Genomic DNA, 23,802 nt, shown 5'->3' with positions numbered 1-23,802 from the left:
ATCGAGCGCCGGCGCCGTGGGAGGGCCACGCGCGATCGGGTCACAAATCTTGCAGCTCCACTGCCTGGCTGGAACTGTGGTTTGGCGCGATTGTTCCGAGATCGCAAAACTTTTCAAGAGATGCCTGGCGCCGGACTTAGCTGTGGCCATTCGGGATCTGTCATCCCATCGCTGTGACCTGCAGACGAATTCAGAGCCTCAGCAGTTTTTCGCCGCTTTCATCCCTGACCTCGACGAATAATTGCTGCCTAATCGCGCTCCTTCAGCGCCGCTCTCGCCAGATCTTTTCAAGCCTTCCAGGCCGGCGCGGCTCGCCTCCTCCAGGCCCGTGCAATCTGTCTTGCTGCTCCGATTGGAACCAACACATCGGGCGTGGATTAGCTCAGACAACATGTTCTTTCCAGCACCCGGAGGAAAACGTGCGCGCCCAGTCTTTTTCCTATCTGGAGGCGCTCATTGCGACGCCTTCCCCAAGCGGATTCGAACAGCCCGTCGCCAAGCTCTATCGGGACAACGTCCGCGAGTTTGCAGATAAGGTACGACGGATGTGCTGGGCAATGTGAGCGCAATCCTGAACCCGGAAGCCGGCTTTCGCGTCATGTACGCTGGGCACATGGATGAAATCGGCTTCATTGTTCATTACATCGATGAAAATGGCTTCCTGTTCTTCAACACAATTGGTGGCACCGACGTCGCTACAGAGATCGGGCAGCGGGTCTGGATACACGGTGCTGAGCGGGTTGCGGGCGTGATTGGTCGCAAGGCCATACAGGCATTCAAATTGTCCGATAGCAGCCAGACTCCCAGCTTGAAGGATCTGTGGATCGATATTGGCGCCAGGTCGCGGGAGGAGGCGGAAAAAGTCGTGAAAATTGGCAGCCCGGTCACTCTGAATGCAAGCTTCACGATGCTTTAGGTGATCGCGCGATGGCACGCGCTTTCGACAATAAGGCGGGCCTCTTTATTGGCACGGAGATCGTAAGGCGGCTCAAACAGGATGGCGGCCTGCATCCCGAGGTGGGCGTATACGTGTTGGGGACGGTTCAGGAGGAGATAGGATCAAGAGGCGCCCAAACAGCAGCCTTCAATCTCGCCCCGCATGCTGCGCTAGCGGTAGACATGGGGGTGGCCATGGATTACCCGCTCGCCAGGGCAGAAGACCAAGGTAAGTTGGACCTTGGGAAAGGTCCCGGACTCTCGCAAGGCCCAAGCACCAACCCCTTAGTGTTCGACCTTCTCAAGGGAGCCGCGGATCGTAGGGGTCTTCCGTATCAGTTGCAGGCCTACGGAGACAAAAGCCCGACCGATGCCCGCCTCCTGCAAACTAGCCGCGGAGGTGCCGCCACGGGACTCTTGTCCGTGCCTCTACGCTACATGCATACCCCATCCGAGGTTTTGTGTCTCGCCGACATCGAAGCGACGATCGAACTAGTGTGCGCGTTTTGCCGCGATGTGCGTCCCGACACGGATTTCACCCCATAGCGCGCCATGGCCTCGCGGATCCACTGCGTCACTCGATGCAATGTGGAACAATCCTCGTAGGCGGATGTTGGGCAAGCCAACCCCCTGGAGGACTGCCGATGTTCATGCACAACAAGCGCCTGCAATACACCGTCCGCGTTTCGGAGCCTAATCCCCGCCTGGCCTGCATGATCATGGAACAATTCGGTGGCGCCGATGGTGAGCTTGCGGCGGCGATGCGGTATTTCACGCAAGGCCTTGGCGAGGATGATCTTGGCCGTCGCGACATGTTGCTCGACATAGCCACTGAAGAACTCAGCCACCTTGAGGTGGTGGGATCGATCGTCACCATGCTGAACAAGGGGCTCAAGGCACAACTTGCCGAGGGCCAGATGAAAGAAGCGGACCTTTATCTGATGATCGGCGCCAGCGGTACAACAGCCAAGGAATCGATCCTGTTCGGCGGTGCTCCCGCGCTGTGCGACTCAGCCGGCGTTCCCTGGACCGCGGCCTATGTCGACTCACGCGGTGAACCTACGGTGGATTTGCGGTCGAATATCGCCGCTGAAGCGCGCGCCAAGATCGTTTACGAACGCCTCATCAACATCACCGATGATCCGGGCATCAAGGACGCGCTCGGCTTCCTGATGACACGCGAGATCGCTCACCAAAAGTCGTTTGAGAAAGCACTCTACGCCATCGAAAACAATTTCCCGTCAGGCAAGCTCCCAGGCATCGAGAAGTACGCCAGCATGTACGTCAATACCTCTCAAGGTGACGGCGATACCAATGGTCCATGGAATTCCGGCGAAGAGTGGGATCGGATCGATGACCTTGAAGAGGTGATGCCCGTCGACGGCGGAGACGGCTTGGCAACCGTCAAGATGGGCGCCAGAGACATGAAGGTGGTGGCCAAGATGGCCGACCGTACTCTTTCTGATCCGGCCTCCGATCCGACCACAGGCGCTGATCTGGGCGCTGGCCCGGGAGCCGGCAGAACCAAGAACGCGGATTTTGGCGGCGCGGCAAGCATTCAGGAGGCCCCGGCCGTGGCAGAGGCTGCTGTCAAACGCGCACGTAAGCGTTAGTTTAGAGCAGCGATGGCGCGCCGAGCAGCGCGGCGGCAATGGCGATTTTGGCCTGAGTGCCGAATGAATATTCGGCGATCGACCGCTCGATCCCAGCGCCCCAATTCAAGCCGTCCGACGACATCGGCGACAGGCCAGTCGTTCTCGGCGCAGCCGCGGATCGAGGCCACAGCTGGAGGTATTGCCGGCCGATCCGCGCCCCCGGCAGATCGAACGGATCGATGGCGGCTGTGGCGCTGGCCTCGCTCTCTCAGTTCTCCGCGTGACTAAAGACGACGGCGCCGTTGTCTTTACGAACTTCAACTGAAACGATCCCATCGTCACCCTTACGGGTCGGGAACATCGCGATGGCATGGTCTTTTGCCGCCTTCTCCGCGTCGAAGGACACTTTGTCGACGATGCCGCGTCTTCCATACCAGATGACAGTGAAGGGCATTGGCACTCACATGCTTTCCGCTAAGCATATAGGAGATCGGCCCGTCGTGCGACAGATAGGGCGGATAAACTTCAACCGAGACAGTGCCCGGCCTAGCAGGCGGGGTAATTGTTGAGCGATATGTTACCGGCATACGTCTCGCTACCAATAGCATCCCCAGCTCTTTTGCGCTTCACGCCTCATGTCCAAGCGTGCCTCAAGCGGAGAAGGTATTTTCCCCATGGACGAACTCCACACCAATGCGCGTGAGCGAATTTTCCGCTATCCGTATCCTCGCATCGTCTCCCGACCGATGGATGTTGTTCCAGAAGCAGAATCCTCGTCCGCACCGGCTGCCTCGTAATCGACGAACCCCTCATGCCCAAGGAAGTCGACGATATCGATCCGGATGAGTTCGTCGTCCTCGACAACGAGCACCGGAATGAGCTGCGCCATATGGTTATACGAACAACTTCATCAACTCCACGTGCAGACTAGAGATACGCTCCGAGTGCGGGCGTCATTTCGTTGCCATTTGAAGTTTTTTTCAGACGGGCTATTTAGGTGTCGATTTCCTCTGGTCTGAAGACATGTACGTTCTGAAGCGCAACAATGTTCTGGCTCATGGCACGGGACCTAAAACGATGGTGTTTGCCCACGGCTTCGGCTGTGATCAAAACATGTGGCGTTTTGTCGAGCCTGCATTCCGCCACGATTTTCGCACCGTACTTTTCGACCAGGTAGGGGCTGGGAAGTCCGACCTGTCTGCGTACGACAGCGCTAAATACGCCTCGCTGGACGGCTACGCGGATGACCTCATTGAAATCGGTCGGGCTCTCGAATTGCGGAAAACGGTATTCGTCGGGCATTCCGTCAGCGCAATGATCGGGGTGCTCGCATCCTTGAAGGCACCCGAAATATTCGAGACCCTTGTTTTGGTTGGTCCGTCTCCGCGCTATATAAACGATGACGGCTATGTCGGCGGCTTTTCAGAGGCTGATGTCGAGGGCCTGCTTTCATCTCTAGCCGACAACCACATGGGCTGGTCGGCCGCGATGGCGCCAGCAATCATGGGGAACGCGGATCGGCCGGAACTTGCTGAGGAGCTCACCAACAGCTTTTGTCGAACTGATCCCGACATCGCTCGTGAATTCGCGCGGGCCACATTCACATCCGACAACAGAGCCGACCTGCCGAAAGTCACCGCGCGGACGCTAGTGCTGCAGTGTTCCGACGACATCATTGCCGGCGATCAAGTCGGTGAGTACGTCCGCGACCACATCGCGGGCAGTAAATTGGTTCACCTCGACGCGGTCGGCCACTGCCCAAATCTCAGCTCGCCGCACGAAGTTGTTGCGGCGATACGGTCGTTCGTCTGACTACACAATGAACGCTGGTAACAGATACCTCGACCTTTTTGAGAACGCGCCTTGTGGCTACCTCGTTGTAGCTGCCGATGGGCGCATCGACGACGCAAACACTACTTTCTACAAATGGACCGGGTTTTCTAGGGAGGCAGTTGTCGGGAAACGCTTCCGTGACATCCTCAATATCGCCGGAAGAATGTTCTATGAGACACATTTCGCTCCCCTGTTGAGGATGCAGGGCTCCTTTGATGAGGTTGCGTTGGACGTGATGAAGTCGGATGGCGAGAGCCTGTCAGTCCTAGCCAACGCCTGGGAAAAGCGGACGCCCACTGGAGAATTAATTGAGACACGCGTGGCGCTCTTTCGCGCGACGCAGCGTCGACGCTACGAGCGAGAGCTGAGTGAGGCCAGACGCGAGCTGCAGATCGGCCTGAATTCCGCACAACAGACTGCGGAACTGCGCGAGCAGTTCATAGCGGTGCTTGGCCACGACCTTCGAAATCCCCTGGCTTCGATATCTGCTGGCGTCCACATGCTGGCCCGAAGCTCTGACACCAGCGACGAAAAAACCTCCCAAGTCCTGCGCCTCATGCTGGCCAGCGTTTCCCGGATGAGCGGTTTGATCGACAATGTCTTGGATTTCGCGAGAGGTCGACTTGGAGGGGGGCTCGGACTATCGAGGGACCGCGATAACCCGATCCAGCCCGCATTGCAGCAGGTGCTTGACGAGATAAGATCAAGCTACCCGGAGCGTCAGATCGAGGTGTCGTTCAATCTGGACGGACGCATGATCGATGCTGATCATGCGAGGATCGCGCAGCTTTTCTCGAACCTAATGGGAAACGCCATCGCCCATGGCGACCCTGAAACTCCGATCAAGGTAGCCGCGCAGGTTCAGGACGGCCTCTTTAGCCTGTCGGTTGCGAACGGCGGTAAGCCTATTCCGGAATCGGCGCTGCAACGCCTCTTTCAGCCATTTTATCGAGGAGAGGCAAAGAGCCGCCAACAGGGCCTGGGATTGGGGCTCTTCATCGCGTCAGAAATTGCCCGCGCCCATGGTGGAAGCTTGGACGTAGTCTCCGATGTGGAGCAAACGCGCTTTAGTCTCCGTATCCCCGCAAATTGATCGCACAACTATCTCATGGCTGCTCTCCACCCCCGCTGCCGGAAGGTGACGGGCTCTTTTGTGCGTTAGCGGAACTTGATAGTCGGAACAGGTTCGAAACGGCGGCAGCGTCCCCGCTGCCGGTCGAGGTCCCTCGGCCGAGTCCGCCTCTGCCTGCCAGTGGGGCGGACCCACTTTCGATTCAAGGCAACCTTGCTCCCAGGATGGAAGTTTGGATCGCGCTTGGTTTTCCTAGCCGAGCAGGACACCGGAAGGCCGTCACCCTCCTTCCTCACTGGCGGCCGCGAAGTCAGTCTACGATTGATGGGAAATTTTTTACCAAACTGTAAATTCAACGGTATTCTGGTAGGAGGCCAAACTGTCCAGGCGCGGATCCGCAAATATCGCCCTTGGCGTGCTACCATCCGAGGATTGGGCTGACTGGTCACTACAACCCGAGCCGCTGGCGAAGGCCATCATTGAGACCGTGGAGCGTCTGACGAGTAGACCGGCCGCTGAAGGCACGACTAGAGGGGGCCTTGGCTTTGAGACCTGCCCGAAGCCGAGCTGCAAACGGGTTCCAGCCTTACGAAAAGGTTGCATGGGTTTCTCCAGGTTGGCCCGCCGCTGAGGTCACAGCGACGGGCCCTGCACCAGAGCTTGGACTTGAGGGAGGGAGTTCTCACACCAAGCACGTTCCACAACTTAGATTCCGGATGCATGTTCCTAAGGCCGGCGCAAAAACTTTATGACCCACCAAATACAACAATGCCCCTGCCAGACTCCTGGCGATTCTGCGAAAGGCCGGCATCTCGATTGAGACGTCCGCGCAGGCGGCTAGGACTCGCCGTCACACGGCGCGATGTTATCTGAGCGCGTCAAGAATCGCCGGGAAACGCGGAGCTTCAGTTCGATGCGATGGGCCCGACACGAACGTCAGGGATCTGTAAGCCAGGTCCGAATACAGGGTGGCTGCGGCATATGCCCCAAGCGAGGGCTGGATGGGGTGACAGCGAGCCGTTCCGATAAAAGCGGTAACCAAAGCGGCATACAGAATTGTGGCGGCGATGCCGACCATGCCGAAGCGTGCCAGCAGCTTGAGCGCGTCGTCGCCGGCAGACCGATGCTCAGGCACGCGCACTAGACACATACTCTCTACGCGGATGAAGGACCCTTATCGTTATGCTTGTCTCTGCCGGCGGCGCCACATTCTATTGGTGGTGGCGAGACCGCTATGACCTTCAGGGCGGGCTAGCGACTGAGCGCCTTCGAAGGTGAAAGTAATTCCCGCGTCCTCAAACGCTTGGCGCATGGCCGCGATCTTGTGGGGACGCGGATTTCGAATACCGTTCTCAAAATCTCTGATCGCCATTTCGCCGAGACTGGCTTTTGCGGCAAGGCGCACCCGCGACCAGTTCAGCAGGGCGCGTGCTGTTCTCGATTGAGCTGCTGAGAGTTGGGTTCGGCTGTCCATAGGATGTGAACATTCGATAACTCTAAAATGTTCCTTCGATCTGTGCGACATCGGATGATCGATCTTCCCCGCGAGGGGACGGTCGTTACGAGCGATGTCTCAGCGATGCATGTGACAGGCTACAGGCGGCGCCGGGACGAGAGTGTGGGACAAGCAGCGGGCGGGTGAAACGAGGGCTGCCGCTTGGCGGCGTCCGCCCGCTATCGGGACCAACCCTGTCGCGGCTTGTTGACCTATGCTGGTTGGTCCCAGCACACTCCAGAACCTGCCCGCCATCTTCCCGGTGGGCTTTTTGTGAATCAGCGGAACCTGATATGCTGCGGCAGGTTGAAAAAGCGGCAGCGTCCCCCGCTGCCGGTCGAGGCCCCCAAGCCTCGGTCGGGTCCGCCTCTACCCGCAAGTGGGGGCGGACCCACTGAGTCTTGCGGACCAGGCAACCTGGTTTCCGAAATCCATCATTGCTGGTCAGTGACGGGGCCTTCGCGCTGGCGCTGCTACACACCCTTGCAGGCACTCTATCGTGTCTGGGCCCGACTGAAGCCCGACATGGACTCGCAAAGGTCCGACCCTGAAACAACGGAGCCTTTTCTACATTTGGAAATGTGACCGTCGATCATCGTCCCTTCGTCGGCGGTTGGCTGAGTACCCGCCACGGCTCGGTGGCGTGGTGGGTACTGATTCATGGAGAGCGCATGTGAGGTGCAGCGTGGTGAAGGCTGATGAGCCGCCTACCTTATCTAGATCGCCTGGACGATCTCGTTCAAGCAATTTCCCATCGAAGGGGAGATCCTGCGTGCGGAGTGCCAATTATTCGCTACGTCTTGGCGAAAATCGAAGAAGATCTACGGGAATGGTTGGCGGGGCCTGGGAGTTCCGAGTAGCGCGGCTTCGACTTATACTGTTTCCGGGATCCGGAAACTGGACTATCCTCCCACGGGTCTTGCGACTCCAGCCGCTCGGGCCAAGCCGTTCCTGTCCGAGGCAGCTAGTTTTTTCATGGCGACGAAAAATCACCGCAGCATAACAAGTACCCGCTTCAGCAAAAGCTAACGGAGCAATCTTCAGCAGCCAAGGTTCGGAACGCTGGAAGCCTCGTACTGGGTGGAAGCTTCCGCAGCCCGTCTCGCGGCATCGGCAAATGAGTGCGAGACGGCTGTTTCGCGTTCGATTTGAGCGCCCTGGGACCTGCGGCCCGCCGCCTATTGAGGCGCCGGCGGCGGACCCTGTATAAGCGGTCCATAGGGGATCGACCGCTCAGAGGGTCAATGTGCAAGATCGCTTAGCGAAGCTTCGCATTGTCTGCTCACCGCACGTCAGGCAGGTTAGAGCTATCCTGCATGCCGCTTGCCGGGATTACGGGCCCACGATCGGGTAGCTTCGTCCTCTCCATCGAACTTTCATCGTCTAGAAGCGTTCGGTCCGCTCGGTCAACAGTGTAACGATCAGGGAAGCGCAGAGGAAAGCACGTGCGGTAACGGTTGATTCAACCATTGCTGGTATATTAGGTGTGAGTGGCGGCTCCGGCATTCGGGCGGGCGCTTCAGTGCCGGAGCCGCCTGCGCAGTCCGGTTGGGTTTTGACCGCGCCGTCCTATAACGGGGCAGCGCGGTCAATGACTCGTTAAAATGCTACGAGACTAATTAAGCGTGTGCTAAATTGAATCGCAGTTTGCGAGTCAGTTCATGCGTTTGAAGTTCATCAAGCCGCAGGAGCCTGTCCTGGCGCTGAAGCCGCCGGTTAGCAACGGCTGGCTGTGCGAAATCAAAGATGATGGCTGTTGCACCCAGATCATTCTCGATTGGGCCGGCGCGCTCACCTTCACCCGCATGGGGATAGACCGGCTGAAACGTCACCGGCCTGTCGTCACTGCCGCCGAGCAGCTGAAAGCGAAATCCTTCATTCCCGGCGGCGAGATGATCGCGCCGCAGCCGGGCGGCCGGCCGAACTTTCACGCGATGCATTCGCGCATGGCGTGGAATGCCGAGCTGCTCGCCTTCGTCGCCTTCGATATCCTGCACAAAAGTGGCGAAGATCTGCGCTGGCGGCCAGCGGTCGAGCGCAAGGCAATCCTGCGGGAGCTCATCCAGCCGGCCGAAGGCATCGTCCAGTGCAGCCAGCATGTCGAAGGCGGTGTCGAGATCTACGAAGCGGCCGATCGGATGAGCCTCAAAGGTATCGTCTCGAAGCGCAAGGTCACCCCTTACCGCAGCGGGGCAAAGGATGCAGTCTGGCTGAAGTGCTGGGACATTGATTTTGAACTTATTGGGATCAAGCGGCAGCCCGGCGAGTGGACAGAGAGGCTGTTCGCACGACACGTCAAGAATGTCGGCAAGGCGGTGATCGCCAAAACCGATGCAATCAAGAACTGGCTCTGGACACGCGAGCAGAAGGCCAAGGCCGGGCCACCGAATGGCGTTCCCACGGCGCAGGTCACGCCTGAGGTCGAATGGGTGAAGCCGGACATCAACGCTCGCGTCCGGACGCTACGCGGCGAGCCCAAGCTGCGCAATGCTCCCGTGCAGGATCTGTGGGAGATCAACAGTGGTGGCGCTGGCTGAGGAAGACAGATCGGAAAAGTTGCCCAGTTATGCCGCATCCGCGGCCGGGCTCCTCGCGGCCATGGGCAACGAGAAGCGACTTCTGTCTCTGTTCATAATGGCCAAAGGCGAGATACGGGTCCGCGATCTGGCATTTCGGGTTGGACTGAGCCAACCCGCTCTCTCTCAGCATCTTGTCATGTTGCGGAAATTTGATTTGGTTGCCAAGAGACACGAAAGGAACACAACCTTTTATTCGTGCACCGACCGGGCTCTGAAGCTCATTCAGCTTTTGGAAAGATGGGTAGAAAACGACATGCTTTCTGACCTCAATCCGTGACAGCCAGTCGGTTCGGTGATGGCCTGTGGCAAGGGAGTTCGACTGTTCGTTTGCAAGTAGTTGGACCGCGCATTACGGCAGCGTATCAGTTTGAAATTTGACGCCGCGCTTATCGCGAACCGGGGCAGATCGTGGGCGCCCCGTCGCGACGACGTGTGCGCTCAACAGTGCACATTTTGACAGCGACGGATCGTAGGGGAGGCGCTATCGCGGAATGGCCGACGGGCTACCTAGACCATCAGGTTTAATTGCTGGATTCCTATTGTGCCGGTAGCGTAACTGAGCTGGGGCGTCCAGCACTGGCCGGCACGGCGTGATCCACCCCCAAATTCGCAACCGTGCCGGCCTTCGTTAGGTCAGACGCTACCCCATGGCAGGGTGGCCGGTCAGCTTCCCGGCCTAGACTGAAGTGCGTTGTCGATAGGTCTTGCTGCGGTGGCGGCATGACCAAACGCAACGGCAATTTGATTGAGGCCCTCAGCCACGTCTCCAATGGCATAGAGGCCCGCAGTGGACGTTTCGAGGTGTCGGCTGACCAGAACATATCCTTGCGCGTCACACCCTGCACCGAGTGCGACGGCAAGTTTCAGAGCGCACATCAGAGCCCATTGCGGGGTACACCACATCCACGTCCCGCATTGGCGCACCGTCGGCCATGACAACGTCGAACCCGGTTGCCCGAGCGACCAGATTCTCGACGGTGTCCCAGATTCGATGACGCCTGCCGAGGCCATGCCGCGAGCGTCCTCGGAAATATCCTCCGGATAGCTGGCGAGCAAGGTGACCTGACCCCTGTACTCCTTCAAGAACAGGGCCTCCTTGAGTGCCAGATGCACTGGGCCTACGACGCCGATGCGCTTGCCCACGGGCTCGTAGGCGTCGCAGACCGGACACAGTCGGACGGTGCCGGCCGCCACCGCCTCCTCCAGCTCTTCTATTGCCGGGGCCTTGTCCACAATCCCGGTTGCAAGAACCATGCGCTGTGCTCGGATGGTCCCGAAGGTGGTCGTCAGCAGAAAGGTCCCGTCGCGCTTCTCGGCGCCCGCTACACGACCGTCCACAACGCCTGCACCGTGCCTGGGCTTTGAGACGGCCGAGCAACTCTGGCGCGCCTACGCCGTCCGGGAAGCCAGGACAGTTATGCGATTTTGGAATGAGCTTGGCTCGTGCGTCGCCAGCGTCGACCAAGATCACCGAACGCAAGAATCTCGCCAGATACATGCCTGCCGCAAGTCCTGCGGGGCCGCCGCCGACAATCGCCACGTCAAACACATGACCGGAGGAAGAACTTGGCATTGCGCCTAACATTGCCCAAAGGATCTTGTTCCCTGCTTTGGCAGGGGGATGAGTAGCTGACGGTCAGGCCTTCAAGGTGGATTTTCGCGGCAACTCGTCGAGGTGTCTCTCACCGGGCGGCGGTGCGCGCCTCGATTTGATTTGCGCGGTCTGCGACACCGAGGGGTTCCAGCTTTTGCAAGGCTTCAATTCCAGGTGCCCGAAAATGCCGACATGGCATTTCACCGGCCAACTTGCCATTAGACGAGCGACCGTTCGCATTACCCGGGCCCACGCGATTGGACCGAATCGACCTAACGGGAAAACCTAGCCTGATAGTTCTGTCCTTCCGACTCGGAGTGGCGCGATGCCCACCGTCTGAAGGTCGCTCAGATTTTCTGACCAGTCGAGGTGCAGACTATCATAGTTGATTGTTGCTGCCGGTGACCTAGCGTAATCAAAGGCTCACGTAGCTTTCCAACAGAGGACGGTATGTTGTATCCAGGTGGATTTTTAGAACCGAGCGACATTGTGATGCTTGCCCGTGTTTGTGAGACGGTCTGCAAAGAGCGCGGCGTACCTGTTGCTTCGCGGGCGGGAGAGCGCACGGCTGCGCACGTACTCAGGCTGTTCATGAACGGTTTGAGTGGGGAGAATGAGCTGCTCGATGCTGAGAGGAACTGGGCTCGACGGAGTGATCTGGCTTTCGAGAAGTCTGCTGTCAGCTACGATGACACAAGAGAGGCCGCGTGATTAGCTTCCTGAGAATCGAAGTAGCGAAGAAAACCGCTCGCTCCACGCGACGAGCCCCAGAGGCACCCTCTGCATAGAGCGGGGTGTTGCTGCGGCACTCTTAAGGTGATGTAAAGCTTCCGCACGCAGCCCGATTCGTGGGCGATCGGCTCTGTTGGAAATTTGGTGGTGAGACTAAGGACAATCGACGCGTAGTGTGTTCCGGGCGATCTTCCAGGCGGACTCGACATGCCGCCGCGCTGCTGCTTCCGCCGCTTCCGGCTTGTGTGCGCGGATCGCATCCATGATCTCGTTCATCTCGGCGATCGCCGCTTCGCGCCGGTTGGTCGAGACGATTGTCATCGAACGAAGCTGGTTGATGCGGACATTCAGCCCGGAGACGATTTCCCAGGCGACACGCTTGTCGGCGGCCTCGAACAGTGCCTCGTAGAATTTGGTCGTCGCCCGCATCACCGCAGGCGGCGTCGCCGACGCCCACGCATCGAACAAATCCGCCAGCGCCCCTTCGAGCGTTGCCAACTGCTCGCCGGTGGCCGACAGGGCACAGGCTCGGGCCGCGATGCCTTCAAGCAGAGCCCGAAGCTCGTAGATCTCGTCGGTACGGCCGAGGTCCGGCCTGGCGACGGCCGGCCCATGCCCAGGGATCATCTGCACGAGCCCCTCTGCCTCCAGCTGCCGCAGTACCTCACGCACGACGGAACGGCTGACGCCGAGCTGGTCGCAAAGCGGCCGTTCGACAAGCCTTTCGCCAGGCTGGAAATGGAAATCCATGATCGCTTCGCGCATGCGCTCCAGCGCCAGCGTCCTCAAGGTCTTGGAGCTGCGGTCGATGCGAAGCGTGTCGTCTAGCATGTATGCCTCCTGCGCCGCTACGAAAACAGATTCGATGCCCGGTTGACAAGGCACTTGGCGCTCCATAGCATGGTATACCATAAGATGATAGCGGGATTGGATGTCCCGAGGCGCCACCTACCCGAGGAATTCCATGCAGCCCGCCATTCGTAAGATCGTTACCTATACCGAGAACACGCTGATCGAAGGCGGCAAGGCCGCCCCCCGGCCGCTGCGCCTTATCGGCGTCGCAGCGGTGCTGACCAATCCTTGGGCCGGTCGCGGCTTCACCGACGATCTGTCGCCCCAAATCCGAGCCTGTGCGCCGGTGCTGGGAGAGATCCTGACCCACGAGATCGTTGCCGCCGCCGGTTCCGGCGAGGCTATCGAGGGCTATGGCAAGGCCGCCATCTGCGGTACGTCGGGCGAGATCGAGCATGCGTCGGCGTTGATCCATACGCTGCACTTTGGCAACCACTATCGGCGTGCCGTAAGCGCCAAGACCTACCTTGCCTTCACCAATCTGCGCGGCGGGCCGAACACCCCGATCATCATTCCGCTGATGGACAAAAATGACGAAGGGCGGCGCTCGCATTACCTCACCGTGCATTTCCAGATCGGCGATGCACCGGCGCCCGACGAGCTGGTTGTGGCGCTCGGCGCCTCGATCGGCGGCCGCCCGCATCATCGAATCGGCGACCGCTACCAGGACCTCAAAGAGCTTGGGGACGTGCATGGCTGACGCTTCCGCATCGGCATGGGTTCGACGGGGTGCGGCGCCCGACGGCACCGGCTTCATCCGTGTCGGCGCGGGCGCACCGGTGCTTTTTATTCATGGCGTTGGTATGAACGCCGAGATCTGGCAGCCGCAGATCGAGCGGATGTCCGATAGCTTCGACGTCATCGCCATCGACATGCTCGGCCACGGTCAGTCGCCGCTGCCGCCGCAGAACCCAGAACTCGCCGACTATGCTGATCAGGCCATTCGCCTGCTCGACCATCTCGGCCTCGACAAAGTATCCGTCATCGGCCACTCGATGGGCGCGCTCGTTGCCCAGGAACTCGCGCTACGCGCAGCCGAGCGCGTCCGCCGCATCGTCTCGCTGAATGCCGTGTTCCGGCGGCCACCTGAACTGGCCGAAGCTGTTCGCCAGCGCGCGGTGGCGCTTACCGGCAAGAGTGACGTGACCGGCACGGCACAGACCATTGCCCGCTGGTTCGGAGATCCGGTGCCGGTCGAGCTCGAGGCGGCTGCACGGAAGACGGCCGCCGTACTGGGTGCCGTCGACCCGGAAGGTTATGCTCGCACCTATCGCCTGTTCGCTCGTGCCGACAGCGACCACGCTGACCGCCTGCCGAGGCTAGCCGTACCGGCCCTGTTCATGACCGGTTCCGAGGACAGGAATTCTTCGCCGGCAATGTCGGCCGCGATGGCGCGGCTGGCGCCGCATGGCCGCTGCACAGTGCTCTCAGGCGAGCGGCATATGATGGCGGTGGCGGATCCCGGCCTGACGACGCGCCATATCGTCGACTTCCTCAAAGAAGGCGAAGCGATCGAGCAAGACAGCGCTGCCGCGGCGAACACCGGGTTCGACGGCAGCGAGTTCCGCCGTGCGCTGGGTTCCTTCCTCACCGGCGTCACCATCGTCACCACCATCGGGCCCGAAGGCGAGCCGCGCGGCTTCACCGCCAACTCCTTCACCTCGGTGTCGCTTGATCCACCTTTGGTGCTGGTCTGCATCGCTCACAAGGCGGTTGGCCATCCTGTCTTTGCGACATCGAAAAGCTTCGCCATCAACGTCCTCAACGAGGATCAGAAGGCAGCGTCCGGCATATTCGCCTCGAAAGCGGCCGACAAGTTCGCCGCCGTTGCCTGGCGACCGGGACGAACGGGCAGCCCCGTGCTGGACGGCTCCGTCGCATCCTTCGACTGCGACATGGAGCGGCTGGTCGATGCCGGTGATCATTCGATCCTCATTGGCCGCGTCCGCGATTTCGAGCACAATTCCGCGCAGCCGCTCGGCTATTGCCGCGGCGCGTATGTCGCGCCCGGCCTCAGCCAGGACGCGCTGGCAGCCACCCAGCCCGGCACCGATGTCGGCGCCATCCTCGAGAATGGCGGCCGGATCCTGTTCCTGGACACGGCGGATGGTTTTGAACTGCCGCGCGGTCGGGGTCTGGGTGCGGCTGGCGATGGGAAAAGCCTGCGAGGGGTGCTTGCCGCGAGGGCCATCGAGGCCAAGCTGGGCTTCCTTTTCGCCGTCTGGGACGATGCCAGAGATGTTTCGCGCACACATGTCTACTATCGCGGCACGTTCGACGTGCCCGCTTCCAGCGATCGCGGCATCAGGCTGGTCGAGATCCACGCGATCGAGGAGTTGAAAATCGCCGATCCGGCGATCCGCTCGATGCTCGCACGCTATGTCAAGGAATGCTCAGTGGATGCATTCGGCGTCTATGTCGGCAACGATGTCGAAGGCGAGGTCCGGCCGCTCGCCAGGACCGCCGGTTCCACAGCACCCAACACAGGTGACCAGCGATGAAATTCTCGCTCTTCGTGCATATGGAACGGTCGGACCTCGCCAAGCCGCATTCCGAGCTCGTGACCGAGCTCGAGGAGTTGGTCCTGATGGCCGAACAGGCCGGATTCGAGACCGCCTGGATCGGCGAGCATCACGGCATGGAATTCACCATTTCGCCCAATCCTTTTATCAATATCGCTTATCTCGCGGCCAAAACCAGCCGGATCCGTCTCGGTACCGGAACCGTGATCGCGCCCTTCTGGCATCCGATCAAACTTGCCGGCGAAGCGGCGATGGCCGACGTCATTAGCGGTGGTCGGCTCGACATCGGCATCGCGCGCGGCGCCTACAGTTATGAATATCAGCGTATTTTTCCAGGCCTCGACGCCTGGGGCGCCGGCCAGCGCATGCGTGAGATCATACCGGCGATCCGCGGCCTCTGGGAAGGCGACTTCGAGCTCTCAGGCGAGTTCTGGCAGTTCCCGCCCACCACCTCCTCGCCCAAGCCGCTGCAGAAACCCTACCCCCCGATCTGGGTGGCGGCGCGCGATCCGAACTCGCACGATTTTGCCGTTTCCCATGGATGCAAGGTGCAGGTGACGCCGCTGGCTTCTGGCGACGACGAGGTGGCGACCCTGATGCAGCGCTTCAACGGAGCCTGCGCCGCGCATCCCGAGATCGAACGGCCGGAGATTATGCTTTTGATGCACACCTTCGTCGCCGAGGACGCAGCCGATGCCGATCGCCTCACCCAGGACCTGTCGGCCTTTTACTGCCAGTTCGGCGCCTGGTTCCAAAACAAGAAGCCGGTGCACCAAGGCATATTGGAACCGCTGACGGAGGACGAGATCGCGGCCATGCCGCAATACGCGCCGGACAGGATCAGGCAGAATCTGGTGATCGGCGAAGCCGACGAAGTCCTCGCTCGACTGAAGGCTTATGAGGCGCTCGGCTACGACCAGTATTCGATCTGGATCGACAGCGGGCTTTCGCATGAGCGCAAAACGAAATCGCTGAAACTGTTCATCGACCGGGTAATGCCGGCTTTCCTCTGATCGCGAGCCCATGACCGACGCTGTTTTCAGGAACTTCATCGACGGCCGCTTCGACGAGCCATCAGCCACGTTCGACAGCGTCGACCCGTCGACCGGCGCGGCCTGGGCCAGGATGCCGGTGGCGAGCGAAGCCGATGTCGACCGCGCCGTCGAGGCGGCGCACCGCGCATTGCGCTCAGACCCATGGCGAAGGATGACAGCGACAGAGCGTGGAAAGCTGCTTGTCAAGCTCGGTGACCTCGTCGCCGCCAATGCCGCGAGCCTTGCCCAACTCGAGACACGCGACACCGGCAAGATCATCCGCGAAACGCGCGCCCAGATCGCCTATGTCGGCGACTACTACCGCTATTATGGCGGGCTCGCCGACAAGCACGAAGGCGCGCATGTGCCGATCGACAAGCCGGATCTCGACGTCACCATTCGTCGCGAGCCGATCGGCGTCGTTGCCGCCGTCGTGCCGTGGAATTCGCAGCTGTTCCTTTCGGCCGTCAAGCTCGGCCCGGCGCTGGCCGCGGGCTGCACAATCGTGCTCAAGGCCTCCGAGGATGGTCCGGCGCCGCTGCTCGCTTTTGCCGAACTCGTCGAGGAAGCCGACTTTCCCTCCGGCGTCGTCAACATCCTCACCGGCTTCGGCCATGAGTGCGGCCAGCGCCTGACCAGCCACAAACTGGTCTCGCGCGTCGCCTTCACCGGCGGCCCCTCGACGGCGCGCGCCATTGTCAGGAATACGGCGGAGAACCTTGCCTACACGACGCTGGAGCTCGGCGGCAAAAGCCCGATCGTCGTCTTTGCCGACGCCGACCTCGACAGCGCCGCCAATGCGGTTGTCGCCGGCATTTTCGCCGCGACCGGCCAGAGCTGCGTCGCCGGGTCACGGTTGCTGATCGAGCGTTCGGTAAAAGATGAGTTCCTCGTCCGGCTGAAGCGCAAGGCCGAAGCGATCCGCATCGGCGACCCACAGGATCCGGCCACAGAAATGGGGCCGCTCGCCACGCTGCGCCAGCGAGACTGGATCGAGAAGGTGGTCGCGGAGAGCCTTGCCGCGGGCGGCAGACTGGTCACCGGTGGAACGCGGCCAACCGGCGACGGCTTCTACTACGCGCCGACTATCATCGACGCCGGCGGCAGCGACCTGCCTTGCGTGCGCGAGGAATTGTTCGGGCCGGTGCTCAGCGTGCTTGCCTTCGACAGCGAGGCGCAGGCACTGGCGCTCGCCAACGATACGCCCTTTGGCCTGGCTTCGGGCGTGTTCACCAGCAATCTCGGCAAGGCGCATCGCATGGCGCGTGACATCCATGCCGGTGTTGTCTGGGTCAACACCTATCGCGCCGTATCGCCGCTCGTTCCGTTTGGCGGTTACGGCCTGTCGGGTCTCGGCCGCGAAGGCGGGCTCGACGCCATCAGAGATTACACGCGCTCGAAATCCGTCTGGATCAAGACGTCGGACGAGCCGATCCCGGATCCCTTCGTCATGCGCTGAGGGATGTGGGGCGCAGGTGCATTGAGAAAAACAAGAACAGACCAACAGAGGAGAATATCATGAAATTGTTTCTGACCGGCTTGCTGGCCGGACTGCTCGCCGCCACCGCTGGCAAGGCCGATGAAATGGCCTTCACAAGTTGGGGTGGCACCACGCAAGAGGCGCAGACGAAATCCTGGGCAGCCCCCTTCGAGGACAACTCCGGCATCAAGGTCCTGCAAGACGGACCAACCGACTACGGCAAGCTCAAGGCCATGGTCGATGCCGGCAACGTTACCTGGGATGTCGTCGACGTGGAGATGGACTTCGCCATCAAGGCCGCCAAGGACGGGCTGCTGGAACCGATCGACTATTCCCTGGTGCCCAGGGCCGATCTCGACCCGCGCTTCAGCAATGAGCATGCCGTCGGCAGCTTCTATTATTCCTTCGTGCTCGCGTGGAACAAGAGTGCCGTAACGGGCGAACCGACCGGCTGGGCCGACATGTTCGACACCAAGAAGTTTCCCGGCAAGCGGACCTTCTACAAATGGTCGGCGCCCGGCGTCATCGAGATCGCGCTGCTCGCCGACGGCGTGCCGGCGGACAAGCTCTATCCGCTTGACCTCGACCGTGCCTTCAAGAAACTCGACACCATCAAGTCCGACATCGTCTGGTGGGGCGGCGGTGCTGAGTCACAGCAGCTGATCGCTTCCGGGGAGGCCGCCTTCGGGCAACTGTGGAACGGGCGCGTCTTTGCCCTTCAGCAGGATGGCACCGATGTCGGAGTCTCCTGGAACCAGAACCTCACCGCCGCCGACGTGCTCGTCGTGCCGAAAGGCGCCAAGAACAAGGGCAGTGCGATGAAGTTCCTTGCCGCTGCGTCCAGCCCGACCGGCCAGGCGAAATTCGCCGAGGCAAGCGGCTATGCGCCGATCAATACCAAGGCCAAGGCTGAGATGCCCGCCGATGCCGTCAAAGCACTCCCCGATGCCCATGTTGAGGGACAGATCAACCTCGACATGAACTACTGGGCCGAGCATCGAGATGAGATCGCCACGCGCTGGTATGCCTGGCAGACCAAGTAACGCCGTTGCAGGTGACGGGCGCGCGGCTTGCGCGCCCCGTTTCGGGACAGGACCGCTCGATGCAAGGAATTTCTTTCAGACGCAGCTCAGTCGCCGGCCTGCCGGCCGGCAGCGGCAGCGCCTTGCCGGCTCTGCTGCTGGTCGGCCTGTTCTTCATCATGCCGGTGGTGGCCCTGCTGCTGCGCAGCGTAACCGATCCTGAACCGGGCCTGCAGAACTACGCGACCCTGTTCGGCAGCGGCACCTATGTGCGGGTGTTCCTCAACACTTTCCTGGTCGCATCGGTCGTAACCGCCGTCACCATCCTGGTGGCCTTTCCCGTTGCCTGGATGCTGGCGATCATGCCGCCGGCCATGGGATCGATCGTCTTCGGCATCATCGTGCTGTCGATGTGGACCAACCTTCTCACCCGCACCTATGCATGGATGGTGCTGCTGCAGCGTACGGGGGTGATCAACCGGGCACTGATGGGGCTCGGCATCATCCACGAGCCGCTACCGCTTATCAATAATCTGGCCGGGGTCACCATTGGCATGGTCTACATCATGCTGCCCTTCATGATCCTGCCGCTGGTGGGCACTTTGCGCGCCATCGACCCTATGACGCTGCGCGCCGCCGCCCTTTGCGGCGCAAGCCCGTTCGAGGCCTTCCGCCGCATCCTCTTGCCGCTGTCTCTTCCGGGCGTCGCCGCCGGCGGTCTGATGGTCTTCGTCATGTCGCTCGGCTACTTCGTCACGCCGGCCCTGCTCGGCGGCACATCGAACATGATGCTGGCAGAGATGATCGCCCAGACGGTGCAGTCGCTACTCAACTGGGGGCTCGGCAGTGCGGCCGCCTTCGTCCTGCTTGTCTTCACCATGGCGCTCTACGCGATCCAGCTTCGCCTGGTTGGTGCCAGGCGCGCCGGGGGAGGGATCTGACATGCTGCTCGACTATGAACGGCTCGGATGGCTGCGGGTGGCGCTTGTCGGCTTCACGGCGGCCGTCGCGGCATTCCTGCTGCTGCCGGTGGTCTTCATCGTGCTCCTGTCGTTCGGTTCGTCGCGCTGGCTGGCCTTTCCGCCACCCGGCTGGACGCTGAGATGGTATCAGCAATTGCTGGGTGACCCGACCTGGATCGATGCCGCGCTGACCAGTGCCCGAATTGCCGCCATGGCCGCTATGCTGGCCGTCATCATCGGCCTGTTCGCCTCCTTCAGCCTGGTCAGGTGTGAGTTCCGGGGACGCCAGGTCCTGCGCGGATTGCTGTTGACGCCGATGGTGCTGCCGGTCGTCGTTTTCGCCATCGCCATCTACGCTTTCTTCCTGCGCATCGGCCTTGCCGGCACCACGGTCGGCTTCGTCATCGCCCACACCATCCTGGCGCTTCCCTTCGCCATCATCCCGATCACCGCTGCGCTCGAAGGTTTCGATAAATCCATCGAGGATGCAGCCATCGTCTGCGGCGCAAGTCCGTTTCAGGCGCGGCTGAGGATCACCTTGCCGTCGATCAGGATCGGCATCTTCTCGGCGGCGATCTTCTCGTTCCTGGCCTCGTGGGATGAGGTCGTGGTAGCGATTTTCATGGGCAAGTCCGACCTTGCAGACCTTGCCGGTTAAGATCTGGGGCAGCCTGCGCGCAGACCTCAGCCCGGTGGTCGCCGCCGCCTCCAGCCTGCTCGTTGGCCTGACGTTTTGCCTGATGATCGTGACCGCACTCCTTCGCAGAAAATTGTCCAGATGACCCGATGCTTCCTGTCCATACGCGCGCTAAGAAAGACGTTCGGCGCCTTCGTCGCCGTCCACGACGTCACCATCGATGTGCCCAAAGGTGAATTCCTGACGTTCCTCGGCCCGTCCGGCTCCGGCAAGTCGACGACGCTCTACGCCATTGCCGGTTTCCAGGATCCGAGCTCAGGCGATGTGCTTCTGGAGGACATGTCGCTGCTTTCGGTGCCGTCGCACAAGCGCAACATCGGCATGGTTTTCCAGCGCTACACGCTTTTTCCGCATCTGAGCGTCGCCGAGAATGTCGCCTTTCCGCTGCGCGTGCGCCGCCGGCCGGATGCTGAGATCAAGCGCAAGGTTGCCGACATGCTGGCGCTGGTGCGTCTCGAAAACTTCGCCGACCGCCATCCGGGCGCGCTGTCTGGCGGCCAGCAGCAGCGCGTGGCGCTTGCCCGCGCGCTCGCCTACGACCCGCCGATCCTTTTGATGGACGAGCCGCTATCGGCGCTTGATAAGAAGCTGCGCCAGGAAATCCAGGCCGAGATCCGCCGCATCCACCGGGAGACAGGCGTCACCATCCTCTATGTCACCCACGACCAGGAGGAGGCGCTGCACCTATCCGATCGGATCGCGCTGTTCAGGGAAGGCCGCATCGAACAGATCGGCACCGGCGAGGATCTTTACCTCCGGCCGGCGAGCGAATTTGTTGCGGGCTTCATCGGCAACTCGAATTTTCTGCCGGCTGAGCATTTGCAAACCGCGCGTGGCGCATCCACGATCCGCCTGGCCGACGGCTCAATCGTGACCGGTATCAAAACGACAACATCGTTCGGCCAGGGTCAGAGGGTCCGGCTGATGGTGCGCCCGGAAGCCTTCCGCCTCGCGCCTGGAGCCACGAGCGCGGCGCTCGCCGTCGAGATCATCGACACGGCGTTCTTTGGCGACCGCCGGCGCGTCATGGCGCGCACGGCCGCCGGCGACGAAATTGATGTCAGGCCAGCCTCTGACGCGGAGGGAGCAGACAGCGCCACAACATCAGGCAAGCGTATCTTTTTTGATCCCGGATCGGCCTTCTTGTTTCCGGCCTGAAGGGCCGGATTGGTCAGGTCACGTCGATGTCTGTGAAGGCCCGAAGAACCGCTTCTTAAAATCCGTGTCTGAACGCTGCCGATCCGCTCCTGCCCAACGCCGCCGGACTGCTTTGCACCTCATGGTCGTAAGGTCGCTTTTGCCATCGCCTGAAAGCTGACGATCGCAGGCGACTGCGCTGGAAGCCGTGGGACAGTGGCCATCGCCCGATGGCGTTCAGGATCGTGCTGGCAAAGCCGCAATCAGCGAAGCAACAAAAGGGGCGGTTTGGCCGTTCTGATGAGTCGCATTGGCGGCTGGGGCATTCGAAGACATGACGACGCAGCAAATTTTGTCATTTGCCGTAACCTTCGTGATGATGGCAGCGTTCGTGTGGGGTCGCTATCGTTATGATCTGGTCGCGGCCGCGGCACTGTTGCTTGCTCTCGCGGTTGGCATTGTGCCTCTTGACGAAGCCTTCAGCGGGTTCAGCGACGATATCGTGGTTATTGTTGGCAGCGCTCTGCTGGTGAGCGCAGGGATATCGCGCTCGGGTATCATGGAGGCCGCCATCAAGCGCTTTGCTCCGAAATTATCGGGAGTTCGGTCGCAACTGGCGCTGCTGGTGATCGTGGTCACGATCCTCTCTGCCTTTGTAAAGAATATCGGGGCGCTCGCTATCATGATTCCGATCGCCTTCCAGTTCGCGCGCCGGTCTAACATTTCACCCTCGATATTTCTGATGCCTATGGCGTTCGGGTCACTGCTCGGCGGTCTCATGACGCAGGTGGGAACATCTCCCAACATCGTTGTGTCCCGAGTACGAGAGGAACTGACCGGAACCGCCTTCACAATGTTCGACTTCACACCCGTTGGAGTTGCCATAGCCGCTGCCGGAACGATCTTCCTTCTGTTTTTCTATTGGTTGTTGCCGGTGCGCGAAAAGCTTGGCGGATCACTGAACGAAGCCCTCGACATCAAGAACTACCTTACGGAGGCTCGAATTGTCGCCGACTCCACGGTGCTTGGGAAAACCGTCGCAGACCTCATGAAGCTCGCCGGCGGCGATGCAATCGTGACGTCGATTCTGCGCAATCGCACGATGCGGATGACGCCACTGCCCGACGCGATCCTCAAGGTGAATGACATCCTGTTGCTCGAGGGCGACCCAGAAGCGCTGGATCGCCTTGTCTCCCAGGGCAGGCTCAGCGTGACCGGGGATAGGGTTGGTGGTGACGACACCACCAACGAAATGGTCGCTATCGAAGCCGTAATCGGTGAAAGCTCCTCTTTGATCGGCTGGACCGCCCAGCGCCTTGCCCTTTACGATCGCTTCAATGTCAACCTCCTGGCTGTCAGCCGTCGCGGGGAGCGCCTCGACCGCAGGCTGGCCGAAGTCGAGCTGAGGCTCGGGGACGTTGTCGTTTTGCGGGGCATTGCAGCCAGGATGCCTGAGATACTTCGTGAACTCGGCTGCTTACCACTGGCAGAAAGGGCAATCCTTCTTGGTAGCGTCCGCAAGGGTATCGTGCCGGTAGTAATCCTTGCTCTCGCCATGGTGGCGACGGCGTTTGGGATGCTGCCAGTCTCCGTCGCTTTCTTCGCGGCCGCTGTCGCGGTTGTGCTTTTCAAGGTCATTCCGCTCCGCGACGTCTACCAATCGCTCGATGGGCCTATACTCGTGATGCTGGCCGTTATCATTCCAGTAAGCGATTCGCTACGCAGTACAGGGGCGACGGGAGTAGTTGCCGGCGAGCTTGCCAAACTAGGGACCATTCTTCCGGCGTCCGGCGCACTGATGCTCATCCTTGTCGCCGCCATGGCCGTTACGCCATTCCTCAACAATGCCGCCACCGTCCTTGTCATGGCGCCTATCGCCGCCGAATTTGCTAGTGATCTGGGCTACCGGCCGGAAGCATTTTTGATGGCTGTCGCCATTGGCGCCGGCTGTGACTTTCTCACCCCGATCGGACATCAGTGCAACACGCTTGTCATGGGGCCGGGTGGCTACCGCTTCAGCGACTATCCCCGTCTGGGACTGCCCCTATCTTTTCTCGTAGTCATTGTTGCCGTGCCGATGCTTATGATCGTTTGGCCAGTGGACTGACATCGATATTCGGATGCCCTCCTTGGAAATCCCACATGACACTACATTCCGGTTGGTGTCGCCAACGGTGGCCCTCTCGTCCCGCCCGCGGCGATAGACACTTTGTTCCAGCCGTTTATCGGGGCGAAGGGAAAGCAAGCAAAAGTCGGCACA

At 60.7% G+C, this 23,802-nt stretch carries 21 protein-coding genes and 1 pseudogene; 16 read left to right on the top strand and 6 right to left on the bottom strand.

Features of this window, described 5'->3' with window-relative positions; all coding sequences use genetic code 11:
• Positions 1–547 precede the first annotated feature (547 nt).
• The 3 genes from EJ079_RS34125 (at position 548) to EJ079_RS01165 (ending at position 2,549) form a co-directional block, all read left to right on the top strand.
• Positions 548–916, top strand: a complete 369-nt coding sequence (locus EJ079_RS34125; RefSeq protein ID WP_281040146.1) for a hypothetical protein — start codon at positions 548–550, stop codon at positions 914–916.
• An 11-nt stretch (positions 917–927) separates the two neighbouring features.
• Complete coding sequence (locus EJ079_RS34120) at positions 928–1,482, top strand: M20/M25/M40 family metallo-hydrolase (RefSeq protein WP_281040145.1); 555 nt, start codon at positions 928–930, stop codon at positions 1,480–1,482.
• A gap of 98 nt (positions 1,483–1,580) precedes the next feature.
• Complete coding sequence (locus EJ079_RS01165; RefSeq protein WP_127807841.1) at positions 1,581–2,549, top strand: manganese catalase family protein; 969 nt, start codon at positions 1,581–1,583, stop codon at positions 2,547–2,549.
• 1 nt (position 2,550) lies between these two features.
• Here the strand turns inward: EJ079_RS01165 and EJ079_RS34115 are convergent, their stop codons facing one another.
• From EJ079_RS34115 to EJ079_RS33470, 3 genes are all read right to left on the bottom strand, one after another.
• The gene (locus EJ079_RS34115; RefSeq protein ID WP_281040144.1) at positions 2,551–2,673 is read right to left on the bottom strand and encodes a hypothetical protein; all 123 of its coding nucleotides are present in this window, start codon (positions 2,671–2,673) and stop codon (positions 2,551–2,553) included.
• Between the two features lie 126 nt (positions 2,674–2,799).
• On the bottom strand, positions 2,800–2,985 hold the full coding sequence (locus tag EJ079_RS01155) for a hypothetical protein (RefSeq protein ID WP_127332018.1): 186 nt from the start codon (positions 2,983–2,985) through the stop codon (positions 2,800–2,802).
• Between the two features lie 261 nt (positions 2,986–3,246).
• Complete coding sequence (locus EJ079_RS33470; RefSeq protein WP_174800297.1) at positions 3,247–3,420, bottom strand: hypothetical protein; 174 nt, start codon at positions 3,418–3,420, stop codon at positions 3,247–3,249.
• A 134-nt stretch (positions 3,421–3,554) separates the two neighbouring features.
• On the opposite strand from EJ079_RS33470, the gene EJ079_RS01145 reads away from it, so the two are divergent.
• Both EJ079_RS01145 and EJ079_RS01140 read left to right on the top strand, forming a co-directional pair.
• On the top strand, positions 3,555–4,343 hold the full coding sequence (locus EJ079_RS01145) for an alpha/beta hydrolase (protein WP_127807839.1): 789 nt from the start codon (positions 3,555–3,557) through the stop codon (positions 4,341–4,343).
• Positions 4,344–4,350: 7 nt separating this feature from the next.
• Positions 4,351–5,457, top strand: a complete 1,107-nt coding sequence (locus tag EJ079_RS01140) for a PAS domain-containing sensor histidine kinase (RefSeq protein WP_127807838.1) — start codon at positions 4,351–4,353, stop codon at positions 5,455–5,457.
• Between the two features lie 1,159 nt (positions 5,458–6,616).
• Here EJ079_RS01140 and EJ079_RS01130 read toward each other — a convergent pair.
• On the bottom strand, positions 6,617–6,910 hold the full coding sequence (locus EJ079_RS01130; protein WP_127811251.1) for a helix-turn-helix transcriptional regulator: 294 nt from the start codon (positions 6,908–6,910) through the stop codon (positions 6,617–6,619).
• A 1,682-nt stretch (positions 6,911–8,592) separates the two neighbouring features.
• Between EJ079_RS01130 and EJ079_RS01125 the strand changes: the two genes are divergently transcribed.
• Positions 8,593–9,468, top strand: a complete 876-nt coding sequence (locus EJ079_RS01125) for a DNA ligase (RefSeq protein WP_127807837.1) — start codon at positions 8,593–8,595, stop codon at positions 9,466–9,468.
• Positions 9,452–9,787, top strand: a complete 336-nt coding sequence (locus EJ079_RS01120) for a winged helix-turn-helix domain-containing protein (RefSeq protein ID WP_245481790.1) — start codon at positions 9,452–9,454, stop codon at positions 9,785–9,787. The genes EJ079_RS01125 and EJ079_RS01120 overlap by 17 nt, the downstream gene beginning before the upstream one ends.
• Positions 9,788–10,173: 386 nt before the next feature.
• Here EJ079_RS01120 and EJ079_RS33660 read toward each other — a convergent pair whose 3' ends face one another.
• Together EJ079_RS33660 and EJ079_RS01105 are read right to left on the bottom strand one after the other, a co-directional pair.
• On the bottom strand, positions 10,174–10,764 hold the full coding sequence (locus tag EJ079_RS33660) for an FAD-dependent oxidoreductase (protein WP_245481789.1): 591 nt from the start codon (positions 10,762–10,764) through the stop codon (positions 10,174–10,176).
• A 1,225-nt stretch (positions 10,765–11,989) separates the two neighbouring features.
• On the bottom strand, positions 11,990–12,667 hold the full coding sequence (locus EJ079_RS01105; RefSeq protein WP_127807836.1) for a GntR family transcriptional regulator: 678 nt from the start codon (positions 12,665–12,667) through the stop codon (positions 11,990–11,992).
• 133 nt (positions 12,668–12,800) lie between these two features.
• Between EJ079_RS01105 and EJ079_RS01100 the strand changes: the two genes are divergently transcribed.
• The 9 genes and pseudogenes from EJ079_RS01100 (at position 12,801) to EJ079_RS01060 (ending at position 23,649) form a co-directional block, all read left to right on the top strand.
• On the top strand, positions 12,801–13,388 hold the full coding sequence (locus EJ079_RS01100) for an amino acid synthesis family protein (RefSeq protein ID WP_127268589.1): 588 nt from the start codon (positions 12,801–12,803) through the stop codon (positions 13,386–13,388).
• Entirely contained in the window at positions 13,381–15,189 is a 1,809-nt protein-coding gene (locus tag EJ079_RS34110; RefSeq protein WP_127807835.1) for an alpha/beta fold hydrolase, read from the top strand. Before EJ079_RS01100 ends, EJ079_RS34110 begins: the two co-directional genes overlap by 8 nt.
• Complete coding sequence (locus tag EJ079_RS01090) at positions 15,186–16,223, top strand: LLM class flavin-dependent oxidoreductase (RefSeq protein WP_127397114.1); 1,038 nt, start codon at positions 15,186–15,188, stop codon at positions 16,221–16,223. Before EJ079_RS34110 ends, EJ079_RS01090 begins: the two co-directional genes overlap by 4 nt.
• 10 nt (positions 16,224–16,233) lie before the next feature.
• Positions 16,234–17,703, top strand: a complete 1,470-nt coding sequence (locus EJ079_RS01085) for an aldehyde dehydrogenase (RefSeq protein ID WP_127397115.1) — start codon at positions 16,234–16,236, stop codon at positions 17,701–17,703.
• A gap of 59 nt (positions 17,704–17,762) precedes the next feature.
• Positions 17,763–18,767, top strand: coding sequence for an ABC transporter substrate-binding protein (locus EJ079_RS01080; protein WP_127397116.1), 1,005 nt, complete (start codon positions 17,763–17,765; stop codon positions 18,765–18,767).
• A 59-nt stretch (positions 18,768–18,826) separates the two neighbouring features.
• Positions 18,827–19,687, top strand: a complete 861-nt coding sequence (locus EJ079_RS01075) for an ABC transporter permease (protein ID WP_127807834.1) — start codon at positions 18,827–18,829, stop codon at positions 19,685–19,687.
• 1 nt (position 19,688) lies between these two features.
• A pseudogene (locus EJ079_RS01070) lies at positions 19,689–20,490 on the top strand (ABC transporter permease).
• Positions 20,487–21,563, top strand: a complete 1,077-nt coding sequence (locus tag EJ079_RS01065; protein ID WP_127807833.1) for an ABC transporter ATP-binding protein — start codon at positions 20,487–20,489, stop codon at positions 21,561–21,563. Before EJ079_RS01070 ends, EJ079_RS01065 begins: the two are co-directional and overlap by 4 nt.
• Before the next feature lie 313 nt (positions 21,564–21,876).
• Complete coding sequence (locus EJ079_RS01060) at positions 21,877–23,649, top strand: SLC13 family permease (RefSeq protein WP_127807832.1); 1,773 nt, start codon at positions 21,877–21,879, stop codon at positions 23,647–23,649.
• Positions 23,650–23,802: the final 153 nt, after the last annotated feature.

It is taken from the genome of Mesorhizobium sp. M7A.F.Ce.TU.012.03.2.1 (assembly GCF_004006095.1).
Lineage (GTDB): Bacteria > Pseudomonadota > Alphaproteobacteria > Rhizobiales > Rhizobiaceae > Mesorhizobium.
Note: the sequence above shows the minus strand (reverse complement) of the source record. Positions and strands in the feature narration are given on the sequence as shown.